This window comes from Gordonia sp. SID5947, from assembly GCF_009862785.1.
Classification (GTDB): domain Bacteria; phylum Actinomycetota; class Actinomycetes; order Mycobacteriales; family Mycobacteriaceae; genus Gordonia.
Map to the genome: position 1 here is coordinate 3321651 of NZ_WWHU01000001.1, position 22349 is coordinate 3343999.

The following is a 22349-nucleotide window of genomic DNA, read 5'->3' on the forward strand; positions in this document are numbered from 1 at the left end:
GGCACGCTGTCTAGTGTGATCGGTGACACCGTCAGCTCGCCCGGCCATTCGGCGGCCGGTGCACCTCGAAAGGATCGCTCATGGACGTTGCCGGATCATCCGTACTGGTCACCGGTGCGGCATCGGGGCTCGGGGCGGCAACAGCCGCACGTTTCGCCGGTGCGGGTGCCCAGGTCTTCGGCCTCGACCTCCAGCCCGCCATCGACAAGGCGGAAGCAGTCACTGGCGTGACGCTGCTGGCCGCCGACGTCACCAGCGAAATCGACGTCCGGGCAGCGATCGACACCGTCACCGACACCGCTCCCCCACTGCGTGCCACGATCAACTGTGCAGGCGTCGGGTGGGCAGCACGCATCCTCGGCAAGGACGGCCCACACGATCTGAGCCTCTTCCAGAAGATCATCAACATCAATCTGGTCGGCACGTTCAACGTGATGCGCCTGGCCGCCGAACGAATGGCAGCCGAGCCGACCGTCGATCACGACGGTCAGCGCGGCGTGATCATCAACACGGCTTCCGTCGCAGCGTTCGAAGGGCAGATCGGCCAGATCGCCTATGCCGCCTCCAAGGGCGGTGTGCATGCGATGACCATTTCGGCGGCCCGCGACCTGGCCCGGGCCGGAGTCCGGGTGTGCACCATCGCCCCTGGCACCATCAAGACCCCCATGCTGGCGGGCGTGACGCCCGAATTCCAGCAGACGCTGGCCGAGGCGATACCGTTCCCGCGGCGGCTCGGCGACCCCGACGAGTACGCGCAGCTCGCCCAGATGATCGTCGAGCACAACTATCTCAACGGAGAGACGATCCGGATGGACGGCGCGATCAGGATGGCGCCGCGCTGATCGTCGCGTTCGGCCCGGGCCTCTACACCGACTGCGCGGCGACGGCCCTCGACAACCTCAACAGAGGTTCCGCGTCGGCGTCGATGTCCGTTGCGCCGGGCACGACCTCGCGCACCGCGCCCCGCGGACGCCCGGCGATCTCGTATTCCTCCACCGCAGCCCAGAGCATGTCGACCCGGGCGTCGTCGTCGACGACCTCGAAATCCTCGGTGAGGAACGGACTGAGCTGGGTGAGCGCATCGCGCGTCTCCACCACCCGGCGGTGGAACACCATCGACGCCGATGGCGAGCCGAAGGTCGGCAGCACCACCTCTGGGACCGGACCGGTCACCATCTCCCAGAGCGGGAGCAGGTCGTCGGCGGCGCGGCGATGCCGCCGGCCCACGGTGATCGAATGCCAGCGCGATCGCAGCATCGGGAAGCTGATGCCGATCAGGAAGGCGACCACGCCGATGATCGAACTGACGCGGCTCACGTCGAGCAGCCACGGCAGACGGACGACGTCGGCCGCCGAGCCGAGGACGAACGCGATCTGGAGCACCGTGCTGACGGACAAGAAGATCAGACCACCGAGCAGAAGCCCCAGCGATATCCGCAGGTAGCCGTCCGCGAGGACGATCACGCGGCCCACGCTGCGGACGCAGGCCACGAAACCGTAGGTGAGATATCCGCTGGCGATCAGCATGAACAGGGCGAACGCGACGTTGCGTACCGTCCACTCGGACACCTGCTCGGTGCGGAGGTCCGGGGGTATGACGAGCATCGTCACCTGCAGGCCGATCAGCGCCACCACCAGTGGGATGGCCTCGATGCCCGCCCGGCGTTCGCGGGTGGTCGACCGGCCTGGATAGAAGAAGACGACGATCAGGGCGGCCACGCCGAGCGCCAGCAACGCGTAGAAGATGACGCGGTCGGCGCCGGTGAACGTCAGCTCGTCGATCGCATCGGTGACGTCGTCGCCGGAGACCACGAAGGCCAAGGTCAGGGCCGCGATGGCGACGGTCATCGCAACCGCCTGAAGACCACCGCCCTCACGCCGGATCTGCTCGAGCCGCCAGCACAGCGCGGCGGCAAAGATCACTGCGGCCACCGTATTGACCACGCCGACGACGATCACGCCACAGCCATCCCTTGTGGCCGCCGAGGACGCGCTGGATTCCGCGGAGATGGGTGTCGTCGTGCGTCGAGCCGATGGTCAGACGTGCCTCGGCGGCCCAGTTGAGGATCATCGACGCCAGCATCTCGGCTTCCCATTCACGGTCATCCGCATAGCAGGTCCGGCTCAGCGCCTCCTCGGACTGCTGATCCGACGGTGTGGTCAACGCCGCGGCCGAGACAGTGCCGAGCATCTGGTGCCCGGCGATCAGGTGGCCGAACTCGTGCACGACGATCTGATCCTGATGCAGCTTGGACGTATTCGCCTGGTAGAAGAAGTAATCCGCGTCTTCGGCGGCCAGCCAGATCCCGTTGGGCACACCGGCCGGGAGGGGATGGGCGATCAATCGAATGGGGCGGCCACGTTGCGCGCCGAAGCGATCACACAGCTGGGTGACGTCGAGCGGGAGATCGAGATCGAGGCTCTTGAGCGTGTCACGGCACAACGCGCGCAGTGCACGTTGACTTCGCATGGATCAGTGGGCCCCGTGGAACAAGCAGGCTCAGTCGCCCGCGGGCGCGCCGACGACGCGCAGACGTGCTTCCTCGGTTGCGGCGTCAGAGATCCCCGCAGCGAGGATGTCCGGCGGATCCTTGGGCAGACCCTGCTGTTCGCGCAAGACCTTGATGAGCTCGTTGACGACGGTGACCGAGTCGCTCGACAGGCCGGCGAGACGGAAGGCCGCCAGCTGGACGTTGGTGTCGGCCTGCAGACGCATGAGGTCGATCTCGTCCCGCGTGCGCTGAGCCGCGCGGTCCTCGAGGAAGTAATGGACGTCCACTCCGAACGCGGCGGCGATGCCCTCGACGGTCCGGAACGACGGCGACTTGGCCTTACCCGACCGCAACTGGCTCAGGTAGGACTCACCGAGCCGGAATCCCCGTTCGGTCGACCGCGCCGCGATCGCCTTTGCGCTGTACGCACGCCCATTCGGTCCCGGAACCGTACGGAACAGCTCTTCGAGGCGGCGGGCGAACAGACCTGGATCCAGCGCTTCTTGCGGTGGTGCGGATTGTGGTGCGGAGCCGATCTTCTCGACGTTCATTCGACGGTCGCCCCCTACTGACACATCGGCCATACGTGAAGTCATTCTTCTCCCCGGCAAATTCAAAGCTTGAACTTGCAAACATTTAAGACCGGCGTGCATCGTAAATGCAACGCCCGTTACGATCCGAACGTACCTGAACGCAACCACCCATGCGTATCACCTGTGCCGATGCTGTAACGAATGCCTAGTGTGGCATTGTTCACACTCGATAGTGAATAACCTGTGGTGGCGCAAATCAGAGCTTACCGGAAGGTGAACTCTGGGCGACGATCAAACCATCATCGTTGCAGTACACGCGAGCGAACCGGGGGGTCCGATGAAGCACCGTGCCACGCGGCGGTCGACACCGCGCCGACGTTTCGGCGCTCTTGCTGCTCTGATCGCTCTGATCGTCGCGGCCGTGCTCGGGGTCGGCGCCGGGGTCGCGTTCTCCGCCCCTGATTCGTCGTCGGGCTCTGGCAGTGGTTCGGACAGCGGTTCACACAGCGGTTCGGGTTCCGGCGACGAATCGAACGGCAACGCATCGAACGGCAACGGATCGAACGGCAACGGACCGAACGGCGACGGACCCGGAAGCGAGGATCAATCCGGAAGTGGCGGATCCAGCGGCGAGCACGGTCATGACTGGGGCGGCGGCCTGCACCCGCCGACCGGACCGGGCGAGACGACAGACGATCCTGAACCGACCGATCCGGAACCGACCACAGCGGATCCGACCACCGCCGACCCGACACCAGCGGACCCGACACCAGCGGACCCGACCCAGCCCTCGGCCGGCGACAGCGACGACGCACCTGCCGTCGACCTCCCCCCGCTTCGGCCGCCGACTCCGCAGACCGGCGGAACCATGCCCGGCAGTTCGACCGACGAAGACGAGGGCGACAGCGCGGACGACGCCCCGGCCGCCGGGCCAGGACCGGGCCGCCCCCAGCCTCAGGGGGACCCTGAGGTCCCCAGCTTGCCGACGGCCGATGCAGTCGCCCCGACCCCCGCAGGCCCGAAGGCCGCGCGGCCCACTGCTGCGGCGCCTGCCGCTCCCCGTCCGGCGCCCGTCCCCCGGTCGTCAGCTCCGGAAAAGGGCTCCGACACACCGGCTCTCGTCGCTCAGCCCGCCTCTGCCCAACCCACCGCCGCACCGCCCACCGACGACACCGTGCTGACGAAAGCCCGGCGGATCGTTCTCGGTCTCGCGCCCGGGGCACTGTTGCTGCTCGGCGCGATCGCATTGCTCGGCAGCGGCTCGTTCCTCGAGGCGTTCCGCGCAACGCGGTCCTGACCGTCACCCGAGAGGGCGACCGGGCTCAGCGGTTCCGAAACTCCATGACCGCATCCTCGTGCGGGACTTCGTCTTTCGCCGCACCGTCGATCCATTCCCGCAACACCTTGGTGGCACGGACGTCGTCTTCGTTGTATTCCAGAAGCCGTTGTCGCTGTTCGGGATCAGGTGTCGTGCCGCCCAGACCGACGGCGTCGCGGTACCAGTCCATCGACGCCTCGCCACTCGCCTCGGCGTCGCGCCATGCGAACCCCGCCACCGGGGCCACGCGTTTGAGTCCCTTCCCGTTGGGACAGATGAAATTGCGCCCGACCGCTTCATAGATGTCCACCCACTCGTCGGAGGCGATGAACTCCTCCACGTCGGCGCGTGGCGGCACACCGTCGTCACCGGCGAACCGCTGCGCCGAACCCAGCAACCACCGGTTCTCCGCCTGTTGTGAATAGCAATATGCGGCAAACGTTTTGCCGGCAGCGCGGGCTGCATCGCGTTCGGCGTTCAGCCACGCCCAGAACTCCGCGAACGACCTGCCCTCGTCGCGTGTGGGAAGCGGGTCCCACGTGACGAACGCCCGATATCGGACCGGTCGCGCGGGGTCGGTGTTGTCGGTCAGCAGCGTGCCCCAGAGATAGGCGCCGTGTTCTCCGTAACTCTCCATGTCCACGTCGACCTCCACGTCGGCGCGTTCGACCTGCGGCTCTTCCAGGCGGCGGATCAGCGGGATGTCGCTCAGCCAGGCGATCGCGTTCAGCACCGCGTCGTCGAATCGGATGTTGCCCGGCCACTCCGGCGGTGGATCGCCCTGGTAGCGGGCGAGTTGGTCGATGGTCGTGATCCCGATCTCCCCGAGCGCGGTGCTCTGATTGCCGCCGACCACGAGGCTCACATCGCGCCGCTCCTCGAGCTCGGGCCCACACCGCGACCACCACGGACAGCTCCGGCATTCACCGATGCGTCGCGGTGTGGTGGGGATGGTCTGTCGGGCGATCGCCATCCGGCGCTCGAACGACTCGGCGTAATCCTCGAGCAGCCCGGCCATCTCGTACACGACGATGCAGTCGGCGTCGATGCCGATGACACCGCCCTTGAGGTCCGCCGGATCGGTGGAGGGGGTCAGCCCGAGATCGATCATCATCGCGGTCAACTGGGCGAGTCGTAGCTGGTCCCGGCGCTGGTTGCGTCCGTTGCGGGAGGCGTCGGGCCTCGGCGCCCACGTCCAGACGGGACTCGTCAGCGTCGACCCACCGTTGCCGCCACTCGCCCGACGTTCGGGTTTGACGTCGTAGCTCACGCGATGGTTCACGACGATCACCGGCACATAGCCCGAGCCGTCGCGGATGAGCAACTCCGCATGGCCCCGCCTGCCGCGGGTGAGATCGGTCGGCAGGGTGGCGTTCCAGATCCAGGCTGCCTCGGCCTCACACGCGGCGATGGTGGCCTCGACGCGGGCCGCGTGATCGAGCGTCGGGTCGACCATCACCACCGTGCCCGGCGGTTGGTCGCTGTGCAGTCCGCGCACCATCTCACGCACACCGGCACGGTGCTCTGCGGCGGCGTCCTTGCGCCGCTGCGCCTCGGGCGTATCGGGCCGCGCACGCACCAGGTCGGGGTGCGCCTGGTCGAGTGCGAGGCGATGCTCACAGCCGGCGAGGTCGCGTGGGTGCAACACCACTGCCGTTGCCGCCACTCGCCCATCCTTTCCGACATCGGTCCGCAGCGCGCCGTCATGCGACGACGCTTCACGCGGGACCGCCCATGTCGACCCTATGTAATGCTTGTACCGATGCACGCACTCCCGCTCGGTTTCTGAGCCGGGTGTGATCTCAAGCTCCGGGACACCGCACAGGAGGTAGGTTCCTCAGATGGGATTGTTCTCGTCGGATGGCAAGACTCGCGCCCAGCGCAAGGCCGAGGCGAAGGCGCTGAAGACCAAGGCGAAGTTGGAGGCAAAGCTCGAGGCGAAGAGCGCGCGGAAGAAGGAGAAGGCGCGCCGCCGTCACGACCGAAAGCTCCGCGCCAAAGAGCTCAAGCAAGAGCGCAAGACCACCAAGTCGGCCGGCAAGGTCCAGGCGAAGGTCGCGAAAGCCGATGCCAAGGCCACCGAGGCCAAGGCGAAGGCCGCGGCCGACGCGCAGGCGTTCAGTCCGGCGAGTGTCCGGCGTTATCTGACCGTGGTGCGGCTGGTCTCACCGATCGTGGTGCCGATCGCCTACCGCGCGGCAGTCGCGGCGCGCGGGCAGGTCACCGCATTGCAGGCGAGTCGCGCCGGCGTGTCGCCGGACGTGCTGCGTCAGTTCTCCGGTCACGGGGCGACGCTGTCGGCACGGATCAGCACCACCCGGGCCTCGCTGGAGAAAGTCGCCACCAAGGACACCTCCGACGAGGGCTCGGCGTTCGTGTCCGCGATGACCGCCCGTCTCGACAATCTCGCGATCGCCGTCGACGCCGCGGAATCCATGCCGGCTGCTCAGCGGCGGACCGCACACCAATCGATCGAGTCGGAGCTCGCAGCGATCGACGCCGACATCTTGGCGCGGCTGGGCGTGCGCGCCTGATCTCCACGTCTGATCTTCCATCGTGAGGTGGACGCCCGTGACGACGTCATAAACTGGGCCCCACCGCCGCACCGATTCACCGCGCAAGGGAGCGTGAGCACATGACCGAACCCGGCCCCAACAACACTCCTCAGGATTCGCCGTCCGACGACTCGGCGTCCGACGTGAACGGGACGCCGGGTTCGGGTGCCCAACCCGGCAAGCAAGCGGGCGAGGGCGCTGCGGTTTCGGGGCAGCCCGCCGAGAAGACTCCACCGAGGAAGGCGCCCGCCAAGAAGCCGGCGGCGAAGAAGACTCCGGCAAAGAAGGCGCCCGCCAAGAAGCCGGTGGCGAAGAAGGCCCCCGCCGAGAAGCCGGCCGTCGAGGAGGCGCCGCGCGCCGACACACCGACCGAACCGTCGCCGCCTGCCGACACCCCGTCTCCGAAGCCCGACGTCGCCGCGCCGAGGCCGGCCACCGCGAAGTCAGCCTCCGCCAAGTCAGCCTCGGCCAAGCCGCCGGTCAAGAAGAAGGCGCCGACCGGACCGTCGGGACCGGCATCGACAGCACCGTCGGCCCCGTCGTCGCGTCCGTCACCGGCCGTTGTCGACGCCGTCGCCGAATCCGACGCGCAGCGAGCCACATTCGCTCAACTCCGTGCCGGTGCGCCCACTGAATTGCCATCCGCGAACCGGACTGTCCCGATCGTGGCGGCGGCATCGTTCGCCGCCGTCGTGGCGGTGCTCATCGCGATTCTCCGCCGTCGCCGCGGTTAGGCCGTCCCGGCCGCCACCCGGTCGAGGATCGCGGACGCGACCTCGGCCGGCCGATTCTCCGGCAACCAGTGGTCGGCGCCGTTGATCACCCGGAATTCATAGGGAGCATCCACCCAGCCGGCGGTCATCTCCGCGCCTGTGCGGCCGAGCGCGAAATCGCCGTCGCTCCACAGGTATGTGGTCGGGACGACGATCTTCGGAAACCGTCGGTCCTTGCGCGTCCAGAAGGGCATTCCGCGATACCAGTTCAACGCCCCGGTCAACGCCCCCGACGCGACGATGTCGTCGTAGAGACGCCCGGCGAACGGTTCCGGCAACCCGATGCGCTTCCCGCCACCTGACGAGGGCCGAAGCATCCTGGACAGCAACAGTTCCGGGATCTTCGGCAGATTGAAGAACGCCATGTACCAGGACCGCAGAAGCTGTCCGCGCGGCATCGCTCGTACGAAGGCGGCGGGGTGCGGCACCGACAACGCCGTGAGCGTGCGGATCCGATCGGGATGTTCACCCGCCACCGTCCAGGCCGCCGCGGCGCCCCAGTCATGTCCGACGAGATGCACCTGATCCACCCCCAGCGCATCGATCAGTGTCACCACATCGCCGACCAGTTCGCCCATACGGTAGTCACGGCGAGCGGGCGGCCGTGCTCGCGGGGAGTAGCCACGCTGATCCGGGGCGATCGTCCGAAACCCGTTGTCGTGCAACATCGGTGTGACCAAGTCCCAGGCAGTCGCGCGCTGCGGGAAACCATGGAGCAAGACGATCGGCGTGCCGTCGATCGGTCCGCTGTCGATCACGTCGAACACGTAGGGGCCGTTGGCGAACTCGGTGAGTCGGTCTGTCATCGTTGGCATCCTTCCCGGCGGATGACCCCGACAGTACCTTGCCTGCGCCACCCGACAGCGCGGGAAGCCGCCCACCCCTGCAGGGTGAGCGGCTCTCCTCGCGGCCCGTATCAGTAGAGGTTCGCGGTCAGTTGATGTTCGCGGTCAGTTGAGCTTGTACACCGTGGTGCCGCCGACCGTGGTCGCGGTGTAGTTCTGCGCGACCCACGTGCTGATCTCGGAGTTGCCACCGGGGCCACCCTGGCCGCCGCCGATGTAGTAACCGATCTTTCCTGCCTTCACGTAGTCGATGAACTGCTGAAGCGTCGGAGCGGGATCACCGCTCCATCCACCGATCGCCATCACCGCTGTACCCGTGGCGATTTCGATACCGGAGGCAGACTGCGAACCGTTGGTGGCCGCCGACCACGTCGCGCCCGAGGACTTCAGCAAGGAGACGAGTTCGGTGTTCGACGAGACGTCGCCGCCCATGCCGCCACCCATGCCCGCACGACCGGACCGGCCCTGACCCTGGCCCTTGCCGCCGGCGGCCGTTGGCCCGTTCTGCGTCTGACCGTTCTGCGTCTGACCGTTCTGAGTCTGCCCGTTCTGAGCCTGCCCGTTCATCGACGGGGGTGTACCGCCGCCGGGACCGCCCATGCCGCCACTCTCCATGGCGGTGTTGACCGCGGTGGGGATGGAACCGTTGTGTGCGGTCGCGGCTGTCGCGATCGCGAACCCGACGCTACCGCCGGCTCCGGCGAGGGCACCGATGATCACGGCGCCCGCCACGGCCTTTCGCCAGGCCATCACGCTGCCCACCAGCAGCGCCGCCACACTGATCGCCGCCAGCGCACCGATCAGCCACCGGCACCACACCGGCCCGAAGTCGTTGCGGTTCAGCAGGACTATCGACCACCAGCCGGCAAGACCGATCATCGCTGCCAGCGCGATGCGGCCGTCCCAGTGATCCCTTCGCCGCCAGGCGAACACACCACCCATGCCGACCATCGCACCGATCGCGGGTGCCAGAGCCACTGTGTAGTAGGGGTGAATCGTGCCGCTCATGAAGCTGAAGATCAGTCCGGTGATGACGAGCCAGCCTCCCCAGGCCACCACGGCGCCTCCCTCGACACGGCTGATCCCGTCGGTGAAGCGGAAGATCGGGAAGCTACGCAGCCCGAGGTAGATCGCGAACCCGAGCGCGAGCAGGGCCACCGGCAGCAACCATGAGATCTCGTTGCCCATCTCCGAGCTGAACAGTCGGTTGAGGCCCGTGGAACCGCCGAACGAACCGCCGGCCTGGCCTCCACCGGGTCCCCCGCCACCGCCGGCACCTCCGCCTCCGCTGATGCGGCCGACCCCGTTGTAGCCCCACACCAGGTCCATGAAGGTGTTGTCTGTTGAGCCACCGATGTACGGGCGCGCCGAGGCCGGCACGAGAATGGTGGCCACCACGAACCATCCCGCCGACACGATGAGCGCGACGGTTGCACCGATCAAGTGGCCGATCCGCTTGAGCCAACCGTTGTCGGCGAACATCAGGTACGCCAGCCCGAACGCGGGCAACACCAGCAGGCCCTGCAGCATCTTGGTGAGGAACGCGAAGCCCAGTGCCACTCCGACCAGCGCGAGCCAGCGGCCCGAATTGGTCGCGATGGCGCGGGTCAACGCGTAACCCGCAGCCACCATCAGCAGGACGAGCAGTGCGTCGGGGTTGTTGAACCGGAACATGAGCGCCGCGGCCGGGGTGAACGCGAGCACGGCGCCCGCGATGAGACCTGCGGCGGTGCCGTGGCGCGGGTCGGCGAAGGTTCGCCGCATCGCGCAGTAGAGCAGCGCGACCGCGGCCACACCCATCAGTGCCTGCGGAACCAGTACCGCCCAGCTGTTCATCCCGAACACCCGTACCGACAGCCCGGTCACCCATAGCGACGCCGGCGGCTTGTCCACCGTGATGAAGTTCGCCGAGTCGAGGGATCCGAAGAACCATGCCGTCCAGCTCTGCGAGCCCGCCTGAGCCGCCGCCGCGTAGAAGGTGTTGGCATATCCGCTGGCTGCCAGGTTCCAGAAGTAGAGCACCGCCGTGGTCACCAGAAGCCCGGTGAGTGCGAGCGGACTCCAGCGCACGGCGTGTTTGTGCGTCGGCATCTCGCCGGCCTGGCGGCCGTGGCGGCCGGTCGGGGGTGGCGGTTCGCCGGGCGGCGTGGCGCCCGGGCGGGCCAGCACTGTGGTCATGGGTCCTCCTGTGTCGGATGTGTTGATCCCACAGTGGGGCCCGGGACTCTCTCCAGGCTGGACGGTGACTGGGAGAACCCTGTGAGGGTCGGCCAGCCGTCGCGGTCTGTCACGTCAGTCACAGAAATGACCGCATGCACCATCGTTGCTCGCCATTCCGACGTTTTCGGCCGATGCTGGGAGAAGGTCCCGTTTCAGAACATCGCATGGGAGGACGACGTTGCGGTACGCGCTCGGCTCGATCAGCAGTCGGATGCCGTGGTCGTCCAACCCGCTCCTACGGCGTGGCGACCGGGTGGTCGGCGTCGCGGGTCTCGTGGCCGCGGTGCTCGCCGTCCTCGCGCTCCCACTCGCCGTGCTGGCTGCCAGTGCGACGTACGACCAGGTGGCCGCGCGTGCCGAATCGACCACATCGGTGTCCGCACAGGTGGTGGATGTCCTGCCCGCCGAGCCCACCGCCTTGAACACCGGCGCCACCGTCAAGTGGATGGACCATGGCGTGGCCCGCACCGACACCGCGTCCGTCCCGTCGACGACGAGGCCAGGGACGACGACGATCGTCTGGACGGATGCCTCCGGCAACGTGGTGCCCCAGCCGCCGGACCGGCTGGGACGAATCGTCGGCGCGGGTGCGGTCGCGGTGTTCGGATGGCTCACGGTCGCCGCGGTCATGCTGGCCTCCGTGCGCATGCTCAGCCTGCGAGTCGCTCGTCGCCATACCGATCGCTGGGACCTCGAGTGGCGACTCGCAAGCGCTGCGGACGGCTGGGCGTCCCGCTGAACTGCGCCGCCCCCTCCCCGAGTCTGTAGCAATAGACCGCGAATACCGCGATCTATTGCTACGAAACCGGCGTTGCTACCGCCCGGGAAGGTACTTCAGAGCGCGGACGGCGTACGGCGTCACCGCCCGGTAGACGCCCTGCGGGATGCCGGGCGCGCGGTCTATGCCGATGAAACGCTGCTCGGCCACGGTCTGCGGCTCGGTGTACTTGAGCAGCCCCTCCTCGCCGTGTCGACGGCCCACACCCGAGATCCCCATGCCTCCCATGGGCGCGGCGGTCGAGGCCCAGGCCGCGGCGTAGCCCTCGTTGATGTTCACCGTGCCGGCGCGCAACCGGTCGGCGATCTCGTTGGCCTCGGCGCTGCTCCCCGCGAAGACGCTGGCGTTGAGGCCGTACGCGGTGTCGTTTGCCGACTTGATCGCCTCGTCGGTGGAATCGACCGGGTAGATCGACACGACGGGCCCGAACGTCTCGTCGGCGTAGCAGGTCATCCCATCGGTGACGTCGGTGAGCACCGTGGGCTCGAAGAAGAACGGGCCCAGATCCGCTCGGCGACGACCTCCCGCGAGTACCTTCGCTCCCTTCGAGACGGCGTCCTGCACATGGGCTTCGGCCGTGTCGATCTGCGCGGCGGAGGCGAGGGAGCCCATGTCGGCGACGAAATCGTAGGTGGCATCCAGCTTCATCGCGGCGACATGTGCGGCGAACTTCTCGGTGAACTCCTCGGCGATCGCCTTGTCCACGTAGAGCCGTTCGATGGAGATGCAGAGCTGACCCGAGTTGGAGAAGCACGCGCGCGCAGCGCCCTCGACCGCCCGGTCGATGTTGGCCTTGGCGGTGACGATCATCGGGTTCTTGCCGCCGAGTTCCGCGGAGAAGCCGATGAGCCGTCTTCCGGCCTGCTCGGCGAGGGTGGCGCCGGTCGCCGAGGACCCGGTGAACATCACGTAGTCGGTGGTGGCCACAATCGCCTGCCCGACAACACTTCCCGGCCCCGGGACCACAGCGAACAGCTCCCGTGGCAGGCCTGCCTCGTACAGCAGTTCTGCGAGTGCCAATGCGCAATAAGGGGTTTGGCTGTCGGGCTTGATCACCACACCGTTGCCGGCCAGCAAGGCGGCCACCGCATCCGATACCGCCAGGGTGAGCGGATAGTTCCACGGGCTGATCACACCGACAACGCCCTTGGGCTGGTAGCGAACCCGGACGCTCGTCGCGCCGGGCAGCATGCCCTTCACCTTGTGATCGGCGAGGGTCTTGGGGCCCGTCGTCGCGTAGTACCGAGCGGTGAGCGCGACGTCGATGACCTCTTCCTGTGCATAGATCCGCGCCTTGCCGGTCTCCGCTTGTGCGATGTCCATGAGCTCGGCTGCATGGGAGTGGACGAGTTCGGAGAACGCGGCCAGCACCTCGGCCCGCTGCTCGGCGCTGCGCTGAGCCCAGCCCTCCTGCGCGGCGCGCGCTCGAGCGACCGCCGTCTCCAGATCCTCCGCGGTACCGACCGGGATGGTCGTCATCTCCACACCACTGAACGCCTCGAGGACCGGGCGGGTGGGTCGCGCTGCCGCGTCGTCGATGGCCACCAGCGCGGCCAGCCGACGGAAGTATTCGGGTGTGGGCTTCGGCATGGTCGGTTCCTCAGCTCTCGGTGTCGGCGGTGTCGGTGTCGGCGGTGTCGGTGTCGGCCGCCTCGGTGTCGGTGTCGGCCGCCTCGGTGTCGGCCGTGGCGACCGCTTCGTCGTCGGTCTGCGCGCCCGCGACGATGACGATGCCGTCGTCGTCGGAGTAGACGATGTCGCCTGCGTTGAATGTCTCGCCACCGATTGTCAGCGGGATGTCGCGATCACCGACGCCGGTCTTGGTGGACTTGCGCGGGTTGGTTCCCAGTGCCTTGACACCGATCTCCATCTCGCCGATCGCCTTGGCGTCGCGGATGGCGCCGTTGACGATGATCCCGGCCCAGCCGTTGGATCGTCCGAGTTCGGCGATGATGTCTCCGACCAGTGCCGTGTGCACCGACTCTGCACCGTCGACGACGAGCACGCCGTCGGGGTTGGGCTCGGAGAGGATCGATTTGAGCAGCGCGTTGTCCTGGAAGCACTTGACCGTGGTCACCCGGCCCACGAATTCACGGCGTCCGCCGTACTGGGTGAACTGGGTGTCGCAGCTCCGGACGAGGTCGCCGATCTCATCGACGAGGTCGGCGGTCGGGGTGAAGGTCAGGTCGCTCATGGCCAATAGTTTAGGTGTTACCAGGTGCAACACCTATAGGTGGTGGTGCGATGCCTCGTCAGCGAACACGTGGCCCGCATAGGGTGGGCGGTGCCCGGTTCGCCACCGCACCCACAAAGGCTGCAGGAGATCCCGATGTCGAACGATGATCCCACTGGTCCCGACGATATCGGTGTCGTCGAGATCGCCGGCGCTGCCGCTCGCTTCGCCCGTGGCCTGGTACGACCGCGACCGGTGGACCGACGCCTGCTCGCCTCGATCGAGGATCGCGGGCTGCCGGCAGGCGACGTGACGGTCACGGTTCGGGCGCTGCCACAGGTGGTCCGGCGCGTACCGGCGGTCGGTGTCGTGGAAGGTGCGGGTCTCGGGTTGCTGCCCAACGCGATGACGACCTATGTGGTCGAGCATCCCGATGCCACCTTCCTGGTCGACCCCGGCTATTGCCGTGACGCACCGTCGCGGGCCATCGCCGAACTCCCATGGCTGGCCCGTCTGCTGGTGACCCCGCCTGCCGACACGATCAGCTCCGCGGACGGGCTCCTGGCACACCCGCCGACGCGCCCACCGGATTTCGCGCTGCCGACGCACGCGCACTGGGATCACGTCTGCGGACTGCTCGATCTGCCCGATCTCCCCGTCCGGCTGCGCACCACCGAACGACAGTGGGCTCTCGACGGCGCGCACGCACCTGCGGGCGGCGTGCGCTCGTCGTTGAGCGACGGCCGTCCGATCATCGATTACGACCTCGACGGCCCGCCGGTCGCGACGTTCACCGCGAGCCATGACCTCTTCGGTGACGGCTCCGTGATCGTCGTCGACCTCGCCGGGCACACTCCGGGCAGCGTCGGCGTGCTGGCCCGGACGACCACACGCTGGGTGCTGTTGGCCGGAGACGCCGCATGGCACACCGAACAGGTCCAACGGGTACGCCAGAAGCCTGCGATTCCCGGCGAGTTCGCAGACGAGGATCGCGATGCAGCGTTCGCCACCCTGCACCGGCTACACCTCGCCCGTCACCGGGTGCATGTGGTGCCCACTCACGACGCCGATGCCTCGGGTCATCTCTGCGACGGCCGGTTCTCGCAGACCAGATCCGTCGACGACTTCAGATACGGCGGACTCGAGTAGGGCTGCACGATGGCCGACACCCACTTCTTGGCCATCGGCGACCACACCGGATCCTTCCGGACGCCCATCGCGAAGCAACCGCCCCGACGCACCAACAGATCCAGACCGGTATCGGACCGGAGCCATGCACCGACGCCGGCGAACGGGAGATGTGAGTCGGCAAACGGCGGCACCAGCCCGGATGCATTGATCGCCCTGGTCTGAGCGGCGTTGAACAGCGTGTTGTACTCCATCCAGACGCCGGCCTGTGGCCAGTATCTGTTCCGATAGATCGCCGGAAACGAGTCCCAACTACCTCCGGCCTGGACCCGCATTCCCGAGAGCACAGCGCCCGCCTCGCCCGGTCGCGCGGCCGGCGAGGCAGATGCAACCGAACCCAATCCCGCCACCAACCCGGCTGCCACGAGGAACGTCACCAACAGTCGAACCACTGATCTCATGAGCGTGTCCTCTCGCGCGCACATCCGGCGACCTCCGTTGGTGGCGGAGATCTGCCCGCATGGCCGTCCGACAGTTCAGCTCAACAAACACTATTTGAGATCGCGGACACAATGCCGATTGTGCCAGGCCTCGCCTGTTTGCGCAGGCTCATCGCGCGGACCCCTACGGGTCTCAGCTCTCCTGCGGCTTGGCCAGCGGAAACGCCAACGACTCCCGGATCGACTGCCCGGTGATCAGCATGACGACACGGTCTACGCCGACCCCGAGCCCACCGGTGGGCGGCATAGCGTATTCGAGGGCCTGCAAGAAATCCTCGTCGAGTTCCATCGCCTCGGGATCGCCCCCGGCAGCCAGGATCGATTGATCGGTCAGCCGCTTGCGCTGTTCGACGGGATCGGTGAGTTCGGTATAGGCCGTGCCGAGTTCGACGCCCCACGCCACGAGGTCCCAGCGTTCGGCCACCCCGGCCACCCTTCGGTGCGCGCGCGTCAACGGTGACGTCGACGTCGGGAAGTCGGTGTAGAAGGTCGGGAACGTGGTCCGGTCCTCACCGAGATGCTCGTACAGTTCCAGCACGACCTGGCCCGCGTCCCAGTCCGGCCGGTGGGCGATGTCGAGCCGGTCGCAGATCGCGCGGAGGGCCTCCACCGGTGTCTCCGGGGTCACCTCTTCGCCCGCCCCTTCGGAGACCACCTGGTGCACGGTCTTGACCGGCCACGGGCCCGAGATGTCCACGCGCTCTTCGTTCCCGTCGGCGTCGGTCCGCACGATCACGGGTTCGCCGTAGGCGGCGGTGGCCGCGTGCTGGATCATCTCACGGGTGAGATCGAGCATCTGCAGGTAATCACTGTGCGCCGCATATGCTTCCAGACTGGTGAACTCGGGTTGTGGCTGAAGTCGACGCCCTCGTTGCGGAAATTGCGGCCGATCTCGAACACCTTCTCGACCCCGCCGACGCAGAGCCGCTTGAGGTAGAGCTCGGGCGCGATCCGCAGATAGAGGTCGAGATCGTAGGCGTTGATGTGGGTCTGGAACGGGGTGGCGTTCGCCCCGCCGTGGATCTGTTGCAGGATCGGGGTCTCCACCTCCAGGAAGCCGCGTTCGGCGAGGAAGTCCCGCAACGACTTGACCACCACGCTGCGCGTCGCGAGCAGTTCGCGGCTCTTCGGGTTGATCGCCAGGTCGACGTAGCGCTGACGGACCCGGGCCTCCGGGTCGGTCAGGCCGCTCCACTTGTCCGGCAGCGGCCGCAGACACTTGCCGTTGAATCGCCAGGCGTCGATGAGGATCGACAGTTCGCCCGAGCGGCTTGCTCCCACCACGCCACGCGCCTCGATCAGATCACCGAGATCGACGTCACCACCGAAATCCGGCGTCCCGGGGATCAACCGTGACTCTTCCACCAGGACCTGCACCTGACCCGACCAGTCATGGACGTCGGCGAAGACCACCTTGCCGAAGTCGCGAAGCCGGGTGACCCGGCCCGCGATGGTCACCACGGCGCCGGCCGGCTCGGCGACCGCCTCCGCGATCGTGTGGGTCGGTGCGTCGGCCGGTGGATACGGGTCGAAACCCTCCTCGACCAGCCGTTCCATCTTGGCGAGGCGCACCCGGACCTGCTCGGGCCGATGCACATCCACCTGGGTGGCGTCGGCTTCTGCCTCGAACGTCGCGATCAGTCCGTCGACGTCCACGCCTGCCGGGATCGACGACGCACCCTCGATGTAATGTCGCGCGCGGCCGATCCGTGGCAACCGGACGAAGCCCTCGGTCACGATGGCCGCGAGACCCACCCTCGGCATCACCCGCGCATCTTCGAAGCACAGATAGCGCGGCTGCCAGTCGGGCCGGTACTTCGCGTTCGACTTGTAGAGGGACTCCATCTGGAAGAACCTCGATCCGAACATCAGCACCGAGTAGGTCGCCCGCATCACCGGGCCGGCCCCGATCTCGGCGCCGTGTTCGAAGAACGCGCGGAAGGTGGCGAAATTCAGCGAGATCTTGGTGATGCCGTACTGCTCGGAATTCTTGGCCAGCTCGGTCACCATCGTCTCGACGATGCCGTTCACCGAGCCCCGGTCCCGGCGCATGAGGTCGAGCGAGACACCCGTCCGACCCCATGGGACGAACGACAGCATGCCGACGACTTTCTCCCCGGGGTCCCCGGCGTTCTCGACGGCCTCGACGAGGAGGCAGTTGCCATCGGACGGGTCGCCGATACGGCCCAGCGCCATCGCGAATCCGCGCTCCTCGTCCGTGTCGCGCCAGGCATCTGCGCGCGCCACCACCTGAGCCATCTCGGCAGGATTCGCCGCGATCTCCTCGTGACGCCGGATGCGGACCGTGATCCCGGCTCGCTTGGTGCGCGTGACGGCCTGCCTGACACCCTTCATCGCGGGTCCGTTGATGCTGTAGTCACGTGTGGGGAGAATTGCCTCGTCCCCGATCGAGAACGAGCCGAAACCGGCCGCATCGTAGGCGGCGGCGCCACGCACGCTCGAACCCATCGCCGCGGGATGCCAGCCATACCGATCGCAGAGGGTCAGGAATTCGGCGACCGCGTCATCCCAGGATTCCGGATCGCCGATGGGATCGCCACCGGCCAGGCCCACCCCCAATTCGACGCGATAGGTGATGGCCGCACGCCCGTCCGGCGCGAAGACCACCGCTTTGTCACGACGCGTGGCGAAATACGCGAGCGAGTCGTCGTCGTTGAAGCGCGTGATGAGTGCACGGATGAGCTTCTCGTCGTCGGCTGTGATCAGAGATTTGAGCCGCACCGATCGGAACAGCACGATCGCCGCCGCGATCAGCGCCAATGCACCGAACAGGCCGAGCAATCCGTTGATCGGCGGGTAGCTGTGCCGGCCGTCGAAGGTCGCCTCCTGGTCGATCGACCCGAACGCGACCACCCGGTTGACGGCGTACGGCAGACGGTCGGCACGGGTGAGGGTGTGCGGGAACAACCACACCAGTCCCCAGCCCAGCAGGCTGCCGATGACGAGACCGCCGAGCAGGACCCCGACAGCCCTCAGCACCGCGCCGCGCCGGACACGCGTGTGGAACTGTTTGTAGGTGGCGATCAGGAAGGTCAACGCGGCCACATCGACGACGATGCCGATCCATAGGTTGATGCGGTCGTTGTCGGTCACGGCGAGGTCGTCGGCGAGCGACGGGATCAGGTAGAGCGCGTTGCCCAGGGTGTACAGCACGAGGAAGACCACGCAGATCCACCACGCGATGCGCTTGCGCATCGACAGCGCGAAGGCGACCAGGGCGAGCACAAAGGCCCACGCGAAGCTTGTGTCGGGCAGGGTGATGACGAAGGTGTCCACGTAGTCGCGCGGCACATGGACGAGGTGCCGGAACCACGGGAATACGCTGGACAGCAGCGCGATCGTCGCGAGCACGCCGACGACGGTCCCGGCGATCCTTGGCGCATGTCGCCCGAATCCGATTGGCGTACGGATGCGCTCGATCAGTTCACGCGATCGCCGTTCGGCCGGCGTATGCGCTCGCGGCGCGGAATCGATCGTCTCGTCCTCAGAGGTCCCTTCGGCAGCGAGATCTGAGCGCGGCGCTTCCAACGTCATGGATAAACGTTAGCCGTTCGGACTCGCTCGACACGGCATCGTTCGGCAAGATGGTTGCGGTGTATGACGTACCCATCCGCGACGGCTCGATCCGCCTCGGTCAGTTCCTGAAGCTGGCCAACCTCATCGACTCCGGCGCCGAGGCCAAAGGTGTCATCGCCGACGGAATGGTCTCGGTCAACGGAGAGGTGGAAGACCGCCGGGGCCGGCAACTCGAGCCAGGCGACGTGGTGGAGATCGGCGGTCAGTCCGCGCGGGTCACCGCCGAGTGATCAGCGGCCGCCGTGATCCGCGCGGTGGTGCTCACAGATGAAGGCGTCGGAGTTCTGCCTGCGTGACAAGACGTTCGGCTTCGGCCGGAAAGGCGCGAGTGGTGGTGCCGCGCGCTCGGCGGAATCTGCCACCGGTGATGGAGCTCAGCATCGAGCTTCGACGTGGGCTGGAGGATGTATCAGCCAACCTCATGACCAATCACTTCCCTGGTTCGCTACAACGGACTCGATCTTCGACTTACTGTAATCGGTCGGACGGCCGCACCCAAGTCATTTGGTCCTTCGGAGAACGTATTCTCCGCCACACCAGAACTTCGATTCGCCGGGACCGCCCGCCGACATGTCAACTATCCGGTACATCGATGATCCCACGGAGTCTGTTACATCCCTGGTCGCGACGGCCGCCGGAGCCACGCAGATTCAGGCCAGGCCGGCCAGGAAGTCGTGGGCCCACTGCGCAGCGGTCACGCCCGGGCGAACCTGGAAGGTTGCGTAGTTGCCGTGCGCACCCGACTTCAGGAATCTGTTGAACATCGTGATCTGCTCGCGAGCGCGGGCATTTCCCAATTCCTCGACGATCTTCCCCGGTCCACCGAGGGTGAGCAGCTCGGCGACGATGGCTCCCGCCTCCGCCTGGTATTGGCTGATCTGGCTCGGGGTCGGGTCGCTGGTCTCCGCCAGGTAGCCCACGATCCTCGTGATGAAGTAGTCGCGAGGAACGTTGCAGTACAGGTCGAGTGGCTCACAGATCGTGAAAGCCCTGGGCTTCACCCATCCCATGCCATCCAGACGAGGTCCGCCGCTGCCTTCACCGGACAGCGGCGGCCCGATCAGGTTGTCCCGCCGCGATCGACGCGGATCCGAGATCAGCACCACCCCGGCCACCTGGCCGGGCCGGATCGCCGCACGTCCGGTACCGATCTCCGACGCCACGTCCCCCACGGCGTCGGCGCCCTGGCTGTAGCCGGTCAATGCGATTCGCGTGCGCGGACACCGACGCACCATGGAGGTGGCGAGTCCGGTCGTGTTCGCCACCGCCTGCGCCTTGGATTTTCCGTAGACCGCCTTCTCCCAGGGGAAGGCGGTGGCGTCGTATCCCACGAACTGGACGCGGGTCTCCGGCCCGAGACCGGAGGTGACGGCCCCGAGGATGCCCGGGCTGTGACCGTCGGCCCAGGTGCCGGGAACCGCGAGCACATAGATCTCGGGACAGCGTCCCGGTGCGGCAGTCGACGGCGACCCCACACCGAGCGAGATCCCGACGGCCGAAACCAGTGTCAGCGCAGCGGCGATCATGCCCCGCGGATGCATCATCGACCACTCCCCTCGCGCGGTTCGTCTCACGAGTTTAGTGCGTGGACGCCCATCCGGAACCGGTTCGGCGCCGAATCATGAGTGGGTTCGCCTCCCGACAGCAGATCGGGGTGTGCCCGCCGACCGTTCCGACCCAGAGGAGAAACCGTGGTCGATGTGACCCGCACGTTCACCGTCGCCCGCCCGCTCGACGAGGTCGTCACATATCTCCGCGATTTCGCCAATGCCGTCGACTGGGATCCGGGCACTCAGAGCTGCGAGCAGATCGGCGCCGATCCGGTGGGTCCGGGTACCAAGTGGCACAACGTCACCCGGCTCTACGGGATCAGCACAGAGCTCACCTATGAACTCACCCGCGACGAGACCGACCACCTCACGTTCACCGGCACCAACAAGACCGCGACCTCCGTCGACGACATGACGTTCGGTACCAGCGACGGTACGTCGACCATCATCACGTATCACGCACATGTCGAGTTCAACGGCGTTGCCCGCCTTGCCGACCCGCTTGCCCAGATCGGTTTCGGCCGGCTCGCCGACACCGTGGAGCGTCAGATGACTGCGGCGCTCGCGGGACGGTGAGGCCCGACACGGTACGACCGTTCAGCGGGAGGTGATCTGGGCGTCGAGCACCGCCTGCGCGAGATAGCGTGCGTCCGCAGGCAGGCCGGGCTCTCGCAGGGTCGGGATTCGCACCACGCCGTCGACCACCGCGAGAGCGAGGTCGACGAGTGTCTGTGCCTCGTCGGGACTCAGTTCCGGCCGGCACTCCATCTCGAGGCGACGCCATTCGCTGACGTAGTCGAGGTAGGTCCGCCCGAGCACCGCGCGCTCGGCATCGTCGAGGATCCCCGAGTGCGACAGGCACACGGTGATCAGATCCCAATGCTCGTAGGCGAAACGAGCGTAGTGGTCGAGTAGATCGTCGAGGGCCTGCCGTGGGTCCGACGTGCTGCGGAGAACCTGACCCAATGTGAGCCACAATGATTCGAACGCACGGCTGACCCCGGATGCCACGATCTCGCGTTTGCTGGCGAAATGGTTGTACACACTCGGGCCGGCGATACCGACCGCGTCACCGATGTCGTCGAGACTCACGGTCTGGTACCCGCGTACCGCGAACATGGTGATCGCCGTGCTCAGCAATGCTTCCCGGCGCGATGCCGGACGGAGGCCGGCCAGGGCATCACGCGCCGACAGCTCGTCGGCCGACGACGTCGAGCCGGTGTCGGATTCGCGTCCGACATCGCGCCGTCCGGCGACCACGATCGCGTCGACGGCAGACGCGAGCGTCCGCCGTTGATCGGCTACCGGCACCGACAGCGGACGGTGACCGGGCCAGTCGAGCGCTGCGAAGACGGCCCACGCCGTGGTCCACGAAGGCACACAGCCCGTCTCGGAACCCACGTCGATCATCGCGGCGACCCGCCGCCCGACGCCTCGTAGCCGCCCGAAGAGCACCTCGTACTCCGCCGGACACAGATTCCCGCTGTCCCGCGACCACAGCACGTCAAAGGCCTGGACGTCCAGCGCGGCCTGGGCGATCCGACCGCTCGCCGTCGCCCAGTCGTCCACGCCCTCCACGGCCTGTTCGTAGCGGACCAACGCCGCATCCAAGACCGCGACCAGCAGATCGTGCTTACTCCGGTAGTGCCGGTACAGCGCGCTCGGCACGATACCGAGGGCGCCGGCGATGTCGCTCATCCCGACCCCGTGGTAACCACGGCCGCGGAAGAGATCGGCGGCCGTTTCGAGGATCCGCTGCTTGCGGTCTTTCGGACGGGTTCGTCGCGCGGGACGATCCACGCCTGTCGTCATCATGGTCGTCCCGTCGAGTCGGCGTGTCGAGATGCCACCCATGCGGGAGCATCCCTCCACTCTGCTACATGTCCG

The 22349-nt window shown here is 67.2% G+C and carries 18 protein-coding genes and 2 pseudogenes; 8 read left to right on the forward strand and 12 right to left on the reverse strand.

Translation table 11 applies throughout. The features are described 5' to 3' along the window. The first annotated feature begins 80 nt into the window (after positions 1-80). Complete coding sequence (locus GTV32_RS15315; RefSeq protein WP_161061046.1) at positions 81-842, forward strand: SDR family NAD(P)-dependent oxidoreductase; 762 nt, start codon at positions 81-83, stop codon at positions 840-842. A gap of 22 nt (positions 843-864) precedes the next feature. On the opposite strand, the gene GTV32_RS15320 is transcribed toward GTV32_RS15315, so the two are convergent. The 3 genes and pseudogenes from GTV32_RS15320 to GTV32_RS15330 all read right to left on the reverse strand — a co-directional run bounded on the left by GTV32_RS15320 (position 865) and on the right by GTV32_RS15330 (position 3043). After that, the gene (locus GTV32_RS15320) at positions 865-1932 is read right to left on the reverse strand and encodes an MAB_1171c family putative transporter (protein WP_343287345.1); all 1068 of its coding nucleotides are present in this window, start codon (positions 1930-1932) and stop codon (positions 865-867) included. Between the two features lie 31 nt (positions 1933-1963). Further along, positions 1964-2470: pseudogene (locus GTV32_RS15325) on the reverse strand (hypothetical protein); the annotation flags it as partial. A gap of 30 nt (positions 2471-2500) precedes the next feature. Beyond that, a complete protein-coding gene (locus tag GTV32_RS15330; protein WP_161062558.1) occupies positions 2501-3043 on the reverse strand; it encodes a helix-turn-helix transcriptional regulator in 543 nt (180 codons plus the stop codon). 319 nt (positions 3044-3362) lie between these two features. Here GTV32_RS15330 and GTV32_RS15335 point away from each other — a divergent pair, with 319 nt between their 5' ends. Next, a complete protein-coding gene (locus GTV32_RS15335) occupies positions 3363-4322 on the forward strand; it encodes a hypothetical protein (RefSeq protein ID WP_161061048.1) in 960 nt (319 codons plus the stop codon). 25 nt (positions 4323-4347) lie between these two features. Here GTV32_RS15335 and GTV32_RS15340 read toward each other — a convergent pair whose 3' ends face one another. Next, positions 4348-6009 carry a TM0106 family RecB-like putative nuclease gene (locus GTV32_RS15340; protein ID WP_161061049.1) on the reverse strand — a complete coding sequence of 554 codons (1662 nt, stop codon included), beginning with the start codon at positions 6007-6009 and terminating at the stop codon, positions 4348-4350. Positions 6010-6184: 175 nt separating this feature from the next. Between GTV32_RS15340 and GTV32_RS15345 the strand changes: the two genes are divergently transcribed. Together GTV32_RS15345 and GTV32_RS15350 are read left to right on the forward strand one after the other, a co-directional pair. Next, positions 6185-6877 carry a DUF6474 family protein gene (locus tag GTV32_RS15345; RefSeq protein ID WP_161061050.1) on the forward strand — a complete coding sequence of 231 codons (693 nt, stop codon included), beginning with the start codon at positions 6185-6187 and terminating at the stop codon, positions 6875-6877. A gap of 101 nt (positions 6878-6978) precedes the next feature. Beyond that, complete coding sequence (locus tag GTV32_RS15350) at positions 6979-7632, forward strand: hypothetical protein (RefSeq protein ID WP_161061051.1); 654 nt, start codon at positions 6979-6981, stop codon at positions 7630-7632. On the opposite strand, the gene GTV32_RS15355 is transcribed toward GTV32_RS15350, so the two are convergent. Together GTV32_RS15355 and GTV32_RS15360 are read right to left on the reverse strand one after the other, a co-directional pair. Continuing rightward, on the reverse strand, positions 7629-8477 hold the full coding sequence (locus GTV32_RS15355; protein WP_161061052.1) for an alpha/beta fold hydrolase: 849 nt from the start codon (positions 8475-8477) through the stop codon (positions 7629-7631). The genes GTV32_RS15350 and GTV32_RS15355 overlap by 4 nt on opposite strands. Before the next feature lie 144 nt (positions 8478-8621). Then, positions 8622-10694, reverse strand: a complete 2073-nt coding sequence (locus GTV32_RS15360) for a glycosyltransferase family 39 protein (RefSeq protein WP_161061053.1) — start codon at positions 10692-10694, stop codon at positions 8622-8624. A gap of 220 nt (positions 10695-10914) precedes the next feature. Here GTV32_RS15360 and GTV32_RS15365 point away from each other — a divergent pair, with 220 nt between their 5' ends. Further along, complete coding sequence (locus tag GTV32_RS15365) at positions 10915-11475, forward strand: hypothetical protein (RefSeq protein ID WP_161061054.1); 561 nt, start codon at positions 10915-10917, stop codon at positions 11473-11475. Positions 11476-11550: 75 nt separating this feature from the next. On the opposite strand, the gene GTV32_RS15370 is transcribed toward GTV32_RS15365, so the two are convergent. Both GTV32_RS15370 and rraA read right to left on the reverse strand, forming a co-directional pair. Beyond that, positions 11551-13104 (reverse strand): succinic semialdehyde dehydrogenase, encoded by a 1554-nt coding sequence (locus GTV32_RS15370; protein ID WP_161061055.1) that lies wholly within the window; start codon positions 13102-13104, stop codon positions 11551-11553. Between the two features lie 10 nt (positions 13105-13114). Then, positions 13115-13708: a ribonuclease E activity regulator RraA gene (gene rraA / locus GTV32_RS15375; protein ID WP_161061056.1), complete on the reverse strand. Its 594-nt coding sequence runs from the start codon at positions 13706-13708 to the stop codon at positions 13115-13117. A 135-nt stretch (positions 13709-13843) separates the two neighbouring features. Here rraA and GTV32_RS15380 point away from each other — a divergent pair, with 135 nt between their 5' ends. After that, entirely contained in the window at positions 13844-14836 is a 993-nt protein-coding gene (locus GTV32_RS15380; protein ID WP_161061057.1) for an MBL fold metallo-hydrolase, read from the forward strand. Here the strand turns inward: GTV32_RS15380 and GTV32_RS15385 are convergent. Then, a complete protein-coding gene (locus tag GTV32_RS15385) occupies positions 14767-15276 on the reverse strand; it encodes a hypothetical protein (RefSeq protein ID WP_161061058.1) in 510 nt (169 codons plus the stop codon). The genes GTV32_RS15380 and GTV32_RS15385 overlap by 70 nt on opposite strands. Before the next feature lie 172 nt (positions 15277-15448). Further along, positions 15449-18870, reverse strand: a pseudogene (gene lysX, locus GTV32_RS15390) (bifunctional lysylphosphatidylglycerol synthetase/lysine--tRNA ligase LysX). Positions 18871-18920: 50 nt separating this feature from the next. Between lysX and GTV32_RS15395 the strand changes: the two are divergent. Continuing rightward, positions 18921-19142, forward strand: coding sequence for an RNA-binding S4 domain-containing protein (locus GTV32_RS15395; RefSeq protein WP_161061059.1), 222 nt, complete (start codon positions 18921-18923; stop codon positions 19140-19142). 420 nt (positions 19143-19562) lie between these two features. Here the strand turns inward: GTV32_RS15395 and GTV32_RS15400 are convergent, their stop codons facing one another. Further along, a complete protein-coding gene (locus GTV32_RS15400; RefSeq protein WP_202421810.1) occupies positions 19563-20456 on the reverse strand; it encodes a cutinase family protein in 894 nt (297 codons plus the stop codon). Between the two features lie 147 nt (positions 20457-20603). Between GTV32_RS15400 and GTV32_RS15405 the strand changes: the two genes are divergently transcribed. Further along, positions 20604-21038, forward strand: a complete 435-nt coding sequence (locus GTV32_RS15405; RefSeq protein ID WP_161061060.1) for an SRPBCC family protein — start codon at positions 20604-20606, stop codon at positions 21036-21038. 21 nt (positions 21039-21059) lie between these two features. Here GTV32_RS15405 and GTV32_RS15410 read toward each other — a convergent pair whose 3' ends face one another. Further along, positions 21060-22316 (reverse strand): TetR/AcrR family transcriptional regulator, encoded by a 1257-nt coding sequence (locus tag GTV32_RS15410; protein ID WP_161061061.1) that lies wholly within the window; start codon positions 22314-22316, stop codon positions 21060-21062. Positions 22317-22349 lie beyond the last annotated feature (33 nt).

Excerpts from the sequence above, each read along its gene's own strand:
- GTV32_RS15315 (WP_161061046.1), top strand. The coding sequence starts at position 81 with ATGGACGTTGCCGGATCATCCGTACTGGTCACCGGTGCGGCATCGGGG.
- GTV32_RS15330 (WP_161062558.1), bottom strand. The coding sequence starts at position 3,043 with ATGAACGTCGAGAAGATCGGCTCCGCACCACAATCCGCACCACCGCAA.
- GTV32_RS15335 (WP_161061048.1), top strand. The coding sequence starts at position 3,363 with ATGAAGCACCGTGCCACGCGGCGGTCGACACCGCGCCGACGTTTCGGC.
- GTV32_RS15345 (WP_161061050.1), top strand. The coding sequence starts at position 6,185 with ATGGGATTGTTCTCGTCGGATGGCAAGACTCGCGCCCAGCGCAAGGCC.
- GTV32_RS15350 (WP_161061051.1), top strand. The coding sequence starts at position 6,979 with ATGACCGAACCCGGCCCCAACAACACTCCTCAGGATTCGCCGTCCGAC.
- GTV32_RS15355 (WP_161061052.1), bottom strand. The coding sequence starts at position 8,477 with ATGACAGACCGACTCACCGAGTTCGCCAACGGCCCCTACGTGTTCGAC.
- GTV32_RS15360 (WP_161061053.1), bottom strand. The coding sequence starts at position 10,694 with ATGACCACAGTGCTGGCCCGCCCGGGCGCCACGCCGCCCGGCGAACCG.
- GTV32_RS15370 (WP_161061055.1), bottom strand. The coding sequence starts at position 13,104 with ATGCCGAAGCCCACACCCGAATACTTCCGTCGGCTGGCCGCGCTGGTG.
- rraA (WP_161061056.1), bottom strand. The coding sequence starts at position 13,708 with ATGAGCGACCTGACCTTCACCCCGACCGCCGACCTCGTCGATGAGATC.
- GTV32_RS15380 (WP_161061057.1), top strand. The coding sequence starts at position 13,844 with ATGTCGAACGATGATCCCACTGGTCCCGACGATATCGGTGTCGTCGAG.
- GTV32_RS15385 (WP_161061058.1), bottom strand. The coding sequence starts at position 15,276 with ATGAGATCAGTGGTTCGACTGTTGGTGACGTTCCTCGTGGCAGCCGGG.
- GTV32_RS15395 (WP_161061059.1), top strand. The coding sequence starts at position 18,921 with ATGGTTGCGGTGTATGACGTACCCATCCGCGACGGCTCGATCCGCCTC.
- GTV32_RS15400 (WP_202421810.1), bottom strand. The coding sequence starts at position 20,456 with ATGATGCATCCGCGGGGCATGATCGCCGCTGCGCTGACACTGGTTTCG.
- GTV32_RS15410 (WP_161061061.1), bottom strand. The coding sequence starts at position 22,316 with ATGGGTGGCATCTCGACACGCCGACTCGACGGGACGACCATGATGACG.